Origin of the sequence: Staphylococcus sp. FSL W8-0774, assembly GCF_038006785.1 — a bacterium.
Classification (GTDB): domain Bacteria; phylum Bacillota; class Bacilli; order Staphylococcales; family Staphylococcaceae; genus Staphylococcus; species Staphylococcus pasteuri.
Map to the genome: position 1 here is coordinate 1,260,947 of NZ_JBBOVW010000001.1, position 14,785 is coordinate 1,275,731.

General features: G+C 31.6%; 11 protein-coding genes and 2 pseudogenes. 11 read left to right on the forward strand and 2 right to left on the reverse strand.

The window, feature by feature from the left end; genetic code table 11:
- Positions 1–166 precede the first annotated feature (166 nt).
- The 8 genes from ahrC (at position 167) to NSQ15_RS06260 (ending at position 8,938) form a co-directional block, all read left to right on the forward strand.
- The gene (gene ahrC, locus NSQ15_RS06225; protein WP_017637924.1) at positions 167–619 is read left to right on the forward strand and encodes a transcriptional regulator AhrC/ArgR; all 453 of its coding nucleotides are present in this window, start codon (positions 167–169) and stop codon (positions 617–619) included.
- Positions 620–634: 15 nt separating this feature from the next.
- Positions 635–2,314, forward strand: a complete 1,680-nt coding sequence (recN, locus tag NSQ15_RS06230; RefSeq protein WP_117239014.1) for a DNA repair protein RecN — start codon at positions 635–637, stop codon at positions 2,312–2,314.
- A 214-nt stretch (positions 2,315–2,528) separates the two neighbouring features.
- Positions 2,529–3,956 carry a dihydrolipoyl dehydrogenase gene (gene lpdA, locus NSQ15_RS06235; RefSeq protein WP_070453836.1) on the forward strand — a complete coding sequence of 476 codons (1,428 nt, stop codon included), beginning with the start codon at positions 2,529–2,531 and terminating at the stop codon, positions 3,954–3,956.
- 16 nt (positions 3,957–3,972) lie between these two features.
- Entirely contained in the window at positions 3,973–4,974 is a 1,002-nt protein-coding gene (locus NSQ15_RS06240; RefSeq protein WP_017637927.1) for a thiamine pyrophosphate-dependent dehydrogenase E1 component subunit alpha, read from the forward strand.
- Entirely contained in the window at positions 4,967–5,950 is a 984-nt protein-coding gene (locus tag NSQ15_RS06245) for an alpha-ketoacid dehydrogenase subunit beta (RefSeq protein ID WP_017637928.1), read from the forward strand. Before NSQ15_RS06240 ends, NSQ15_RS06245 begins: the two co-directional genes overlap by 8 nt.
- Positions 5,951–5,962: 12 nt before the next feature.
- Entirely contained in the window at positions 5,963–7,255 is a 1,293-nt protein-coding gene (locus NSQ15_RS06250) for a dihydrolipoamide acetyltransferase family protein (protein WP_017637929.1), read from the forward strand.
- A 241-nt stretch (positions 7,256–7,496) separates the two neighbouring features.
- Complete coding sequence (gene brxB / locus NSQ15_RS06255; RefSeq protein WP_017637930.1) at positions 7,497–7,934, forward strand: bacilliredoxin BrxB; 438 nt, start codon at positions 7,497–7,499, stop codon at positions 7,932–7,934.
- 14 nt (positions 7,935–7,948) lie between these two features.
- Positions 7,949–8,938 carry an aromatic acid exporter family protein gene (locus NSQ15_RS06260; RefSeq protein ID WP_070453831.1) on the forward strand — a complete coding sequence of 330 codons (990 nt, stop codon included), beginning with the start codon at positions 7,949–7,951 and terminating at the stop codon, positions 8,936–8,938.
- 82 nt (positions 8,939–9,020) lie between these two features.
- On the opposite strand, the pseudogene NSQ15_RS06265 reads toward NSQ15_RS06260, so the two are convergent.
- Positions 9,021–9,131 (reverse strand): annotated as a pseudogene (locus NSQ15_RS06265) (hypothetical protein); the annotation flags it as partial.
- A gap of 155 nt (positions 9,132–9,286) precedes the next feature.
- On the opposite strand from NSQ15_RS06265, the gene NSQ15_RS06270 reads away from it, so the two are divergent.
- From NSQ15_RS06270 to NSQ15_RS06280, 3 genes and pseudogenes are all read left to right on the forward strand, one after another.
- The gene (locus NSQ15_RS06270; RefSeq protein WP_046466714.1) at positions 9,287–10,408 is read left to right on the forward strand and encodes a M20/M25/M40 family metallo-hydrolase; all 1,122 of its coding nucleotides are present in this window, start codon (positions 9,287–9,289) and stop codon (positions 10,406–10,408) included.
- A 78-nt stretch (positions 10,409–10,486) separates the two neighbouring features.
- Entirely contained in the window at positions 10,487–11,896 is a 1,410-nt protein-coding gene (gene gndA, locus NSQ15_RS06275) for an NADP-dependent phosphogluconate dehydrogenase (protein ID WP_340747027.1), read from the forward strand.
- A gap of 187 nt (positions 11,897–12,083) precedes the next feature.
- Positions 12,084–13,730 (forward strand): annotated as a pseudogene (locus NSQ15_RS06280) (glycoside hydrolase family 13 protein).
- 73 nt (positions 13,731–13,803) lie between these two features.
- On the opposite strand, the gene NSQ15_RS06285 reads toward NSQ15_RS06280, so the two are convergent.
- On the reverse strand, positions 13,804–14,673 hold the full coding sequence (locus NSQ15_RS06285) for an AraC family transcriptional regulator (protein WP_340747028.1): 870 nt from the start codon (positions 14,671–14,673) through the stop codon (positions 13,804–13,806).
- Positions 14,674–14,785 lie beyond the last annotated feature (112 nt).

Genomic DNA, 14,785 nt, shown 5'->3' on the forward strand with positions numbered 1-14,785 from the left:
GCATATAATTAACTATTAATTAATTTATCTTCAGTTGTTATTACATCATTATCATCATGCCTATTGAACTTAATTTATAGTAGTATTTCGAATGGTGATGAGTAGTAGATATGAAATGCATATGTTAAAATAATTGTATAAATATTCGTAACTAGAGGTGTTAATTTTGCCAAAGAAATCTGTAAGACATATAAAGATTAGAGAAATTATTTCGAATGAACAAATTGAAACTCAAGATGAATTAGTAAAACGTTTAAATGAATACGAACTTAATGTAACACAAGCAACTGTTTCACGAGATATTAAAGAACTACAATTGATCAAAGTTCCTGCTGCTTCAGGTCAATACGTATATAGTTTACCAAATGATCGTAAATATCATCCTTTAGAAAAATTAGGAAGATATTTAATGGATTCATTTGTAAATATAGAAGGAACTGGTAATCTTCTTGTACTCAAAACATTACCAGGAAACGCTCAATCTATAGGCGCAATTTTAGACCAAATTGATTGGGAAGAAGTATTAGGAACAATTTGTGGTGATGATACTTGCCTTATTATTTGTCGTAATGAAGAAGCAAGTGAAGAAATTAAAACTAGAATTTTCAATTTATTATAAGGATGCGATGAATTTATGTTACAAACCTTATCAATAAAACAATTTGCAATCATCGATGAATTAGAAATTCAATTTTCAGATGGTTTAACTGTTTTAAGTGGTGAAACTGGTGCAGGTAAATCAATCATTATCGATGCAATTGGTCAACTCATTGGTATGCGAGCTTCATCAGATTATGTTAGACACGGTGAAAAGAAAGCTATAATTGAAGGTATTTTTGATATCGATAACAGTAAAGATGCAATTCATGTCTTACAAAATCTAAATATTGATATAGATGAAGATTTTTTATTAGTAAAGAGAGAAATTTTTAGCTCAGGTAAAAGTATTTGTAGAATTAATAATCAGACAATAACTTTACAAGATTTAAGAAAAGTGATGCAAGAATTATTGGATATTCATGGCCAACATGAAACACAATCTTTATTAAAGCAGAAGTATCACTTACAGTTACTCGATGATTATGCTGGTGACCAATATAGTCAGTTACTTTCAGAATATCATAGTGTATTTAATCAATATAAAGCTAAACGTAAAGAGCTAGAGGAATTAGAATCAGCTGACCAAGCGTTATTACAAAGATTAGATTTAATGAAATTCCAATTAGAAGAGATATCTGAAGCTTCATTAAAAGAAGGTGAAGTTGAACAGTTAGAAACAGATATTAAAAGAATACAAAACTCAGAAAAATTAAGTCTTGCTTTAAATAATGCGCATTTAACACTAACTGATGAAAATGCTATCACTGATCGATTATACGAATTAAGCAATTTTCTAAATGAAATTAATGATATTGTTCCAGATAAATATGTAAAATTAAAAGAAGAAGTGGATCAATTTTACTATACTTTAGAAGATGCAAAACATGAATTATACGATGAAATGACAAATACAGAATTTGATGAGCAAATGTTAAATGAACTAGAATCGCGTATGAATTTACTTAATAATCTAAAAAGAAAATATGGTAAAGATATTTCTGAACTCATCGCATACCAAGGTAAATTAGAAAATGAAATAAGTAAAATTGAAAATTATGAAGAAAGTACTTCTCAATTACGCGAAGAAATTAACGATTTATATAAACAAGTGATTAAAATAGGTAAATCTTTATCAGGAGAAAGACGAAAAGTTGCAAGAGAATTAAGAGACCACATCGTCGCAGAAATTCAAAATCTCCAAATGAAAGACGCAAATCTTGAAATATCTTTCAAACCCTTAGATGAACCTAATATCGAAGGTATAGAATTTGTAGAATTTTTAATCAGTCCTAACAAAGGTGAACCTCTAAAAAGCTTAAATAAAATAGCTTCAGGAGGAGAATTATCTAGAATTATGTTAGCGTTAAAAAGTATATTTGTTCAATCTAGAGGACAAACTGCTATTTTATTTGATGAAGTTGATTCTGGAGTATCTGGTCAGGCAGCCCAAAAAATGGCAGAAAAAATGCGTGATATTGCTGAATATATTCAAGTTATATGTATTTCTCACTTACCACAAGTTGCAACAATGAGTGATCATCATTTACTTATTTCTAAACAGACAACAGAAGATCGTACGACGACTCAAGTAAAAGAATTAGAAGATGATGATAGAATTGATGAAGTTGCACGTATGATTTCGGGAGCTAGCGTAACTGATCTTACCCGAGAAAATGCAAAAGAAATGATTGCTCAAAATCAAAGAAAATCATAAACTTTGAAATTTCTTTTAAACAAATAATGTGTTTAGTCACTTTTTATTCAAAAAAATGAACATTTTAGAATTTCTAAAATGTTTTAACTGATGTAAAATATTAAAGTATTGTTTTATTTGAGAGAACGTTAGATAGTTAATAACAATTTATATGAGAATATTCAATAACACATGTATATTGAATTTCTCTATACATAGAGTTAGGAGTAAGCAAATGTCTGAAAAACAATATGATTTAGTAGTACTCGGTGGAGGAACTGCTGGTTATGTGGCAGCAATTCGTGCATCACAACTTGGTAAGAAAGTTGCAATTGTAGAAAAGTCTCTTTTAGGTGGTACATGCTTACATAAAGGTTGTATCCCTACAAAATCATTACTAAAATCTGCAGAAGTCTTCCATACAGTGAAACACGCTAAGCAATTTGGGATCGAAGTTCCTGAATATAGCCTTAATTATGAACGAATATTAGAAAGAAAAGACGAAATTGTCAATCAAATGTATCAAGGTGTACAACATTTGATGAAACAAAACCATATCGACATTTATAATGGAACTGGACGCATATTAGGTGAGTCTATCTTTTCACCACAAAGTGGAACTATCTCAGTAGAATTTGAAGATGGCGAAAATGAAATGATTCCTAATCAATTTGTATTAATAGCTACCGGTTCAACTCCTTCAGAATTGCCATTTTTACAATTTGATCATCAAGTTATTTTATCTAGCGATGATATCTTAAAAATGGATCAATTACCTAATAGTATAGCTATTATAGGTGGGGGCGTAATTGGATTAGAATTTGCCTCATATTTAACTGATTTAGGTGTTTCAGTTACCGTAATTGAGGCTAATGAGCGTATTTTACCGAATGAAAGTAAACAAATTGCTAAAACAATTAAGAATGAGCTCGAAAATCGAGGAACTAAGTTTTTTGAAAATGTTGCCTTAGATAATCAAAGTGTTTCTATTAATGATGAAACTAATGAAGCAACAATTAAAATTAATGATGAACAAATCACTGTTGAACGTATCCTATTATCAGTTGGTAGAAAGCCTAATACAACTGATATTGGACTTAATAATACTAAAATTAAGACAACAAAATCTGGTCACATTATTACGAACCAATATCAACAAACTGAAGATAAACATATATATGCAGCAGGTGATTGTATTGGTAAACTTCAGCTTGCTCATGTTGGTTCTAAAGAAGGAATAGTGGCAGTTGAACATATGTTTGATAATGCTCCACTTCCAGTTAATTATGATTTAATGCCAAAATGCATTTACACTTATCCTGAAATTGCATCAATTGGTAAAAATTTAGAACAAGCTAAAAATGATAATATTAAAGCCAAGAATTTTAAAGTATCTTTTAAAGCAATTGGGAAAGCCATGATTGATTCAATTGATAATCAAAATGGTTTTTGTGAAATCATTATTGATCAAGAACAAGATGAAATTATTGGACTAAATATGATAGGTCCACATGTAACTGAGTTAATTAATGAAGTATCATTACTACAATTTATGAATGGGTCTTCATTAGAACTCGGATTAACTACACATGCCCATCCATCACTTTCTGAAGTATTGATGGAACTTGGACTAAAAGTTGAAGACAGAGCAATTCACGTATAATTAGGGAGGAAATGACATGATTGACTATAAGTCAGCAGGCCTTACAGAAGAAGACCTAAAAAATATGTATAAATGGATGGATCTTGGCAGAAAACTGGACGAAAGACTTTGGTTACTCAATAGAGCTGGGAAAATTCCTTTCGTTGTTAGTGGTCAAGGACAAGAAGCAACTCAAATAGGAATGGCTTACGCTATGAAACAAGGTGATATATCTTCTCCTTATTATAGAGATTTAGCTTTCGTAACATATATGGGTATTACACCTTTAGATACGATGTTAGCTTCTTTCGGTAAAAGAGATGATGTTAATTCAGGTGGTAAACAAATGCCATCCCACTATAGTCACAGAGAAAAGGGGATTTTATCACAAAGTTCACCCGTGGCTACTCAAATACCACATTCAGTTGGTGCAGCTTTAGCTTTAAAAATGGACAACAAACAAAACATAGCAACTGCAACAGTTGGTGAAGGTAGTTCAAACCAAGGTGATTTTCATGAAGGTTTAAATTTTGCAGGTGTACATAAATTACCTTTTGTTTGTGTCATTATTAATAACAAATATGCTATTTCTGTTCCAGATTCTTTACAATATGCTGCTAAAAATCTATCAGATAGAGCAATAGGTTATGGTATGCATGGAGAACAAGTTGATGGTAATGATCCAATAGCTGTATATAAAGCGATGAAAGAGTCACGTGATCGCGCACTTAACGGAGAAGGTGCTACACTAATAGAAGCCGTAACTTCTCGAATGACTGCTCATTCATCTGATGATGATGATAAATATAGAACACAAGAAGAACGTGATGGATTAAAAGAAGCAGATTGTAATATTCATTTTAAAAACCATTTATTAGATTTAGGAATTATTGATGACGCTTGGTTAGCAGAAATTGAAGAGGAGCATAAACAAATCATTAATCATGCTACTAAAGCTGCTGAAGAAGCACCATATCCTTCTGTAGAAGAAGCTTATGCCTATGTTTATGAAGAAGAAGGGAGTATCAATCATGACTAAGATGACTTATTTAGACGCGATTCGCCAAGCTCAAGATGTAGCTATGGAAAAAGACCAAAATACTTTTATTCTTGGAGAAGATGTTGGTAAAAAAGGTGGCGTATTCGGTGCTACTCTTGGTCTACAAAGTAAATATGGTAAAGAACGCGTCATTGATACACCTTTAGCAGAATCTAATATAGTTGGTACAGCTATTGGTGCTGCAATGTTAGGTAAACGTCCTATTGCAGAGATTCAATTTGCCGACTTTATTTTACCTGCAACAAACCAAATTATTAGTGAAGCTGCAAAAATGCGTTATCGTTCAAATAATGATTGGCAATGTCCAATTACTATAAGAGCGCCTTTTGGTGGTGGCGTGCATGGTGGTTTATACCATTCACAAAGTATTGAAAGTATTTTTGCATCAACACCAGGTTTAACAATCGTTATCCCTTCATCTCCATATGATGCTAAAGGATTATTATTGTCTTCAATTGAATCAAATGATCCAGTACTTTTCTTTGAACATAAAAAAGCATATCGTTTCTTAAAAGAAGAAGTACCAGAAGAATATTATACAGTTCCTTTAGGTAAAGCTGATGTAAAACGTGAAGGTGATGATATCACTGTATTTTGTTATGGTTTAATGGTTAATTATTGCTTACAAGTTGCCGATATTCTTGCAGAAGATGGTATCAATGTAGAAGTTGTTGATTTAAGAACTGTTTATCCATTAGATAAAGAAACAATCATTGATCGTGCTAAGAAAACAGGAAAAGTACTACTAGTAACTGAAGATAACTTGGAAGGTAGCGTAATGTCAGAGGTTTCAGCTATTATTGCTGAAAATTGCTTATTCGAATTAGATGCACCAATTATGCGTTTAGCAGGTTCTGATGTACCATCAATGCCATTCTCTCCAGTATTAGAAAACGAGTTAATGATGAATCCAGAAAAAATACAAGCGAAAATGCGAGAACTCGCAGAATTTTAAGGAGGCTTAATAATGGATATCAAAATGCCAAAACTAGGCGAGAGTGTACATGAAGGTACTATAGAACAATGGCTAGTATCTGTTGGCGATTATGTTGAAGAATATGAACCGTTATGTGAAGTAATTACTGACAAAGTAACTGCTGAAGTGCCTTCTACTGTTGCAGGTACAATTACTGAAATAGTTATTAGCGAAGGTGAAACAGTAGAAATTAATACTGTTATTTGTAAAATCGATTCACCTAATGAAAATAATGTAGAAAATACTTCTAATGATAATAAACAACAAGAGAAAACTGAAAACACTCAAGTAAATCATCAAGATACACAATCTAGTGTCCAACAAAACTCGACATCAAAAGAAAACTCAGACAAACCTAAAAATAATGGACGATTTTCACCAGTAGTATTTAAATTAGCTTCTGAAAATCAAATCGATTTATCACAGGTTACGGGTACAGGTTTTGAAGGTAGAGTTACAAAAAAAGATGTATTAGCTTATATTAATAATCCAACTGAAAATCAAACTAATAACAATCATGCACAACCACAAAATGAACCAAAATCAACTACTATACCTAATCATTCACAAGATCAAATCGAATCTACTCAAAATGCAATGCCAGTGAATGGTGTGCGTAAAGCGATTGCTCAAAATATGGTTACAAGTGCTACTGAAATTCCACACGGTTGGATGATGATTGAAGCTGATGCAACTAACCTAGTGAAAACTAGAAATCACTTTAAAAATAGCTTTAAGAAAAATGAAGGTTATAATCTTACATTCTTTGCTTTCTTTGTAAAAGCAGTAGCGGATGCATTAAAAGCTTATCCAATGTTAAACAGTAGTTGGAATGGTAACGAAATTAAAATTCATAAAGATATTAATATTTCTATAGCAGTAGCTCATGAAAATAAATTATTCGTTCCAGTCATTAAACATGCTGACGAAAAATCAATTAAAGGTATAGCAAGAGAAATTAATGAACTTGCTCAAAAAGCTAGAAATAACAAATTAACTCAAGAAGATATGCAAGGTGGAACATTTACAGTGAATAATACTGGCTCATTCGGCTCAGTATCTTCTATGGGTATTATTAATCATCCTCAAGCTGCTATATTACAAGTTGAATCAATCGTTAAGAAACCTGTTGTTATCGATGATATGATTGCAATTAGAAGCATGGTTAATTTATGTATTTCTATTGATCATAGAATTTTAGATGGCTTACAAACTGGTCAATTTATGAATCATATTAAGCAACGTGTTGAACAATATACTGTAGAAAATACAAATATTTATTAAACTTACTATATAGTTAACTCTATACAATAACATTACCGTTCATAAGGTCAGAATGATTAAAAGATATTTAGATTTATAAAGCAAGAGTAAATTCAACTATAAGATTAGGCATAAATGCTTTCATATGTTAGGAAGTATTTATGCCTATTATCATATAGGTTAATCAAGCATGTTGAAGTATGTAACTATAATTAGTAAAATAAAGACAGTAAATTAAAAAAATGAAAGGTGATTCTAATTTATGGATTTAAATTTTGATTTATATATGAATGGAGTCGTAGATCAAGCTAGAAATGAAATTGAAGAAGCTGGTTATGAACAATTAACTACAGCAGACGAAGTAGATAAAGTTTTAAAACAAGATGGCACAACATTAGTTATGGTTAATTCTGTATGTGGTTGTGCGGGTGGTATTGCTCGTCCTGCGGCTACACATGCACTTCATTATGATAAATTACCTGATAGACTCGTAACAGTGTTTGCTGGTCAAGATAAAGAAGCAACACAACAAGCAAGAGATTATTTTGAAGGTTATGCACCATCAAGTCCTTCTTTCGCACTTATTAAAGATGGTAAAATCACTGAAATGATTGAACGTCATCAAATCGAAGGACATGATGTAATGAATGTCATTAGTCAATTACAAGGATTATTTGATCAATATTGTGAAGAAAGATAAGAGGTCATAATTAGATGCTCAAGTTAAATCCTTATAAGATTGGATTTAGAACACTCAAGACAGCTGTTGGTATGACTCTAGGCGTTATTATTTGTAAACTACTAGGCCTTGATAATTATGCTTCAAGTGCGATCCTAGTAGTTCTTTGTATAAAACATACAAAAATACATTCTTTAACTGCTATTATTTCACGTTTAGTATCTTGTTTATTAATATTATTTTTAGGTTCTGCAATATTTTCCATACTTGGACAACACGCAATTGTGTTAGGTTTAATAGTATTGCTATTTATACCGTTAACAGTTGTATTGAATGCACAAGAAGGTGTCATTACAAGTTGTGTTATTTTATTACACGTTTTTAATGCTAAAACAATCGATGGACATCTTATAATAAATGAAATACTATTACTCATTGTTGGGCTAGGTATAGCATTTATTATGAACTTAATGATGCCAAGTTTAGATAAAACATTAAAACGCTATAAAAATGACATTGAACACCAAATTACTGATGTATTTATTGCATTTGACAAAGCTTGCAAACAACAAAACCATGACCTAAATATAACGTTCGAACCACTGGTTTTAAATATTAAAAAAGCAAAATCTTTAGCTTTTAGAGATGTTAAAAACCACTTCGTGAGAAATGAAAACTCATATTATCATTATTTTGATATGCGAGAAGAACAAGTTGAATTATTAAAACGAATGAAATTTTTAATAGAAAATATTCAAACTAAAGATCCTATTTTAGAGCATATTTCACAATTGCTTTGTGAAATTGGTCATAACGTCAATAGTAATGATTATACTGCTTTAAGATTACATTCCTTATATGAAATACGACTATCATTAGATGAATTACCTTTACCAACATCACATCAAGCACTCAATTCACGTGCTAATATCATTCAGTTGTTAAATGAATTAGAAGAATATTTGAATATTAAATCTCACTTTGGTTCATTAAAAATGCATAGTGAAATTAAGAACTTCGCATAAAAAACTAATAAGTATATTAAAAAATAGCCAGTGGCATATATGCCACTGGCTACTTCTATTAAGAACATCTTTTAATATCAGATTAATTCATCATAGGAACTAAACTTGTAAGTAGTAGTGCTAAAACTACAGCAACTAACATAACAATAATAATAATACGTAAAACTTTATTCATCATAAGGTGTTCCTCCAATTGCCTAATACATATTAAATTGTGTCTTAATTTAATACGAAATCTAATTATAAGATAAAATTATATGATTTAAATCGAGAATGCAATCAATTTATTTTTGATATATTCAGAATTCAGTTAAACTATAGTTATATGATTAAGGGGGAATATTAAAGATGAATAAAGAACGTCTCTTAAATACATTTTTAGAATTAGTAAAAATTGACTCAGAAACTGGACATGAACAAGTCATCCAACCCATTTTAAAAGAGAAATTTGAATCACTTGGTTTAGAGGTTAAAGAAGATCAAGCAAGTGAAACAGAAGGATTAGGTTCAAACAATCTTGTTTGTACATTAAGAAGTAATTTATCAGATAAAGATGTTCCGAAGTTGTATTTTACAAGCCATATGGACACAGTTGTGCCAGGAATTAAAGTTCAACCTAATGTAGCGGATGATGGCTATGTATACTCAGATGGAACAACAGTTTTGGGGGCTGATGATAAAGCAGGTTTAGCCGCTATTATAGAGGCAATCACTACAATTAACGAACAAAATTTATCACATGGACAAATCCAATTCGTTATTACTGTAGGTGAAGAATCAGGATTACTTGGTGCCCAAGCACTAGATACTTCTTTATTAGATGCTGATTTTGGCTATGCAATTGATGCGAGTGTTGACGTTGGAACTACAGTTGTTGGTGCGCCAACACAAATGAAAATCAACACAACGATAAAAGGGAAAACCGCACATGCTAGTACGCCAAAAGAAGGTATAAGCGCTATAAATATTGCAGCTAAAGCGATTAGTAAAATGAAACTTGGTCAAATTGATGACTTAACAACTGCTAATATAGGTAAGTTTCATGGTGGTTCTGCTACTAATATAGTGGCTGATGAAGTTGTTATAGAGGCAGAAGCACGTTCACATAATGACCAAAGTATTGAACAACAAGCTCAACACATGAAAGATACTTTTGAACAAACTGCAAGTGAACTTGGAGGTCAAGCTCAAGTAGAAATCGAGAAAAGTTATCCTGGTTTCAAAATTAGTGATGATGCCGAAGTAACTAAATTTGCTAAAGCAAGTGCAATTAGTTTAGGTCTTAAAGGTGATACTGTTATTTCTGGTGGTGGATCAGATGGTAGTATTATCAATACTTATGGAATACCATCTGTCATTTTAGGTGTTGGTTATGAAAATATCCATACTACTAGTGAAAGAATAGCAGTAAAAGACCTTAATTTATTAACAAATCAAGTTCTAAAAATAATTGAACTCGTAGCAGAATAGCACGGTCAATTTAGTGAAGTAAATACTTAATTTGTGATACAATACTATTGAAATATTCGAATAAGAGAGGTAAGTAATATGACACAACAAATAGGTGTAGTAGGTTTAGCCGTAATGGGTAAAAACCTTGCATGGAACATCGAATCACGTGGTTACAGTGTATCTGTTTATAACCGTTCAAGACAAAAAACAGATGAAATGGTGGAAGAATCAAAAGGAAAAAGTATCCACCCAACATATTCATTAGAAGAATTTGTTAATTCTTTAGAAAAACCCCGTAAAATTTTATTAATGGTTAAAGCCGGACCTGCTACTGATGCAACAATAGATGGTTTATTACCTTTATTAGATGATGATGATATTCTTATTGATGGCGGTAATACTAACTATCAAGATACAATCCGTCGTAATAAAGCTTTAGCTGAAAGTGGTGTTAACTTTATTGGTATGGGTGTATCTGGTGGAGAAGTTGGTGCCTTAACTGGTCCTTCATTAATGCCAGGTGGACAAGAAGATGCATATAATAAAGTTAGTGATATCCTTGATGCTATTGCAGCAAAAGCTCAAGATGGCGCTTCTTGCGTAACTTATATTGGACCAAATGGTGCTGGACACTATGTAAAAATGGTTCATAACGGTATTGAATATGCAGATATGCAATTAATTGCTGAAAGTTATGCAATGATGAAAGACTTGTTAGGTATGAGTCATAAAGAAATTTCTCAAACTTTCAAAGATTGGAATGCAGGAGAACTTGAAAGTTACTTAATTGAAATTACTGGTGATATTTTCACTAAATTAGATGAAGATAACGAACCTTTAGTTGAAAAGATTCTAGACACAGCTGGTCAAAAAGGTACTGGTAAATGGACTTCTATTAACGCATTAGAATTAGGTATTCCATTAACAATTATTACTGAATCAGTATTTGCTCGTTTCATCTCATCTATCAAAGAAGAACGTGTAAATGCATCAAAATCACTAAATGGTCCAACTGCTTCATTTGATGGTGATAAACAACAATTCTTAGAAAAAATTAGAAAAGCTTTATACATGAGTAAGATTTGTTCATACGCACAAGGTTTTGCTCAAATGAGAAAAGCAAGTGAAGATCATGAATGGAATTTAAAATTAGGCGAGCTTGCAATGATTTGGAGAGAAGGTTGCATTATTCGTGCTCAATTCTTACAAAAAATTAAAGATGCCTATGATAACAATCCAAACCTTGAAAACTTATTATTAGATCCTTACTTCAAAAATATCGTAACAGATTATCAAGACGCTTTAAGAGACGTTGTTGCAACAGGAGTTAAAAATGGTGTTTCAACACCAGGTTTCTCTGCAAGTGTAAACTATTACGATAGTTATCGTTCAGAAGATTTACCTGCTAACCTTATCCAAGCACAACGTGACTACTTCGGTGCTCACACTTATGAACGTAAAGATCGACAAGGTGTATTCCATACACAATGGGTTGAAGAAGAATAAATAAATTATTTTAACGTCTTACATACATATGTAAGGCGTTTTTTATAATCTTTTTATTACTCCTAAAGATATAAGTAACTGATTTACTATATAAAATAAATATTTTGACGACGTTTCATTTTAAAGATAAAATAATTACTAAAGAAACCGGTTTCATTACAAAATATTAATAGAGGTGTGTTTTCAAATGACAAAAAATTGGTGGAAAGAGGCAGTAGCATATCAAGTATATCCAAGAAGTTTCAAAGATAGTAATAATGATGGTATCGGGGATTTACCAGGTGTTATTGAGAAATTAGATTACTTAAAAGACCTAGGCATTGATGTCATTTGGTTAAGCCCAATGTATAAATCTCCTAATGATGATAATGGGTACGATATTAGTAACTATCAAGATATAATGGATGAATTTGGTACAATGGATGATTTTAATCGTTTATTGGAAGGCGTTCATCAAAGAGGTATGAAATTAATACTTGATTTAGTTGTTAATCATACTTCTGATGAGCATCCATGGTTTATCGAATCTAAATCAAGTAAGGACAATCCTAAACGTGATTGGTACATTTGGGAGGACCCGAAAGAAGATGGCTCCGAACCAAATAACTGGGAAAGCATTTTTAACGGGTCAACTTGGGAATATGATGAGCATACTGGGCAATACTATTTCCATCTATTTAGTAAAAAACAACCAGATTTAAATTGGAATAATAAAGAAGTAAGACAAGCTGTATTCGATATGATGAATTGGTGGTTTGAAAAAGGTATCGACGGCTTTAGAGTTGATGCTATTACGCATATTAAGAAAACTTTTGAAGCAGGTGATTTACCAGTACCAGAAGGTAAAACATATGCGCCGGCATTTGATGTAGATATGAACCAACCTGGTATTCAAGATTGGTTACAAGAAATGAAAGATGAATCATTATCTCAATACGATATTATGACTGTTGGATAAGCAAATGGTGTAAAACCAGATAATGCCGATGAATGGGTTGGCGAAACTAATGGTAAATTTAATATGATTTTCCAATTTGAACATCTAGGTTTATGGAGTACAGGAGATTCACAATTTGATGTTACTGCTTATAAAAATGTATTAAATCGTTGGCAAAAGCAACTAGAAGGTAAAGGTTGGAACGCGCTCTTTATTGAAAATCATGACCAACCTCGTCGTGTGTCCACATGGGGTAATGATAGTCAATATTGGTACGAATCTGCCACTAGCCATGCTGTTGTCTATTTCCTTCAACAAGGCACGCCGTTTATTTATCAAGGTCAAGAAATTGGTATGACAAATTATCCATTCGAAAGTATAGAAACCTTTAATGATGTTGCAGTTAAAAACGAATACCAAATCGTAAAAGAAAATGGTGGAGATGTTAATCAATTATTAGATAAGTATAAAATGGAAAACAGAGATAATTCACGTACGCCTATGCAATGGAATAGCAATAATTATGCCGGATTTACCAATGTAGAACCATGGTTCCCAGTCAATCCAAATTATAAAGAAATCAACGTTGCTGACCAATTAGAAGATGAAAATTCTGTTCTAAATTTTTATAAATCATTAATTCAATTAAAAAAATCAGCTGATATTTACACATACGGTCAATTTGATTTAATTGATGCTGATAATCCAAATATATTTGCTTATACTAGAACGCTTGATAACGAAAAAGTATTAATTGTTGGTAACTTAACTGATAAAGAAAGTAAACTTAATTTAGATGACGACATCAAAGCATTCGATATATTACTTCACAATTATGATACTGATATTAATTTTGATAAGATTCAACCTTATGAAGCTTTTGTGCTTAAAATTTAATTATATTTAATGAAAAACATGCCTTTAATACTGACATATAGTCATTATTAAGGGCATGCTTTTTTATACATTTTCAATTGTCATAATCATAATTTTCTTGTTCTACAGGTAACCACAGTTGTATTTTTGTAAAAGGATCATCAAATGATATATCTAATGGGTATACCTCCACATATAAACTATCTCTTTGATAAGGTAAAGTTAATTGCAAACTTGTTTCAATATAATACCAAGCTTCATTCACCGTATAATCAATTTCACCTTGTAAATTAAACTTAGCATAATGCCTACCAGGTAGGAATCTACTTTCTAAATGAGCAGGGTATCGTTCACTTGGTACACCTACAAAAATTTCTAAACCAGAATCAAGAGGGCAACTTATGACGAATAATTCAAATGGACTTACATCATTATAACGCTGTAACTCTTTTAATTGACCATCTAACAACAAATCTTCTAAAAAATCAGGAACATTAAAAGGATTTGATAAATCCTTAGCGTCAATATAACGTGCATATCCAACTAACGAAATATCATCAGTCTTTTTATGTCTATATGGATAAGGTGCTCTTTCTGTAGTTGTCAATTTTATATAAATTCGTTCTTGCATTTTGAGTTCATCTTTTTTAGTTGATGCTTGAATTGGTGAAACGCCATGAAAATCACTAAAGTCATTTGCAAAATCATTTGAATTTGCATATCTATACTTTTTAGCAACATCTACCAAGCGACTCGCACTATGTTTAACATCTATAGCAGCTAATGTGAGTTTTCTTGCCCGTGCATACGCCTCTGGTGATAACCCTACAATCATTTTAAAAGATTGTTCAAGGTGAAAGGGGGAGAGACCAACGTAATCACTTAATTCTTGCAAATTAAACGGCTCAAGTAGACGGTCTTCGATATAAACAATTGCCTGTTGTATTTGCTTGATAACGTCCAATATATTCACTCCAATTATTTTCAATCATTAACTTTTATTCTACATTATTTTGACTAAATATACACCTGAAAGCCTATCAATAAATCAAATTAATAAAAAAGTGAACGACTAC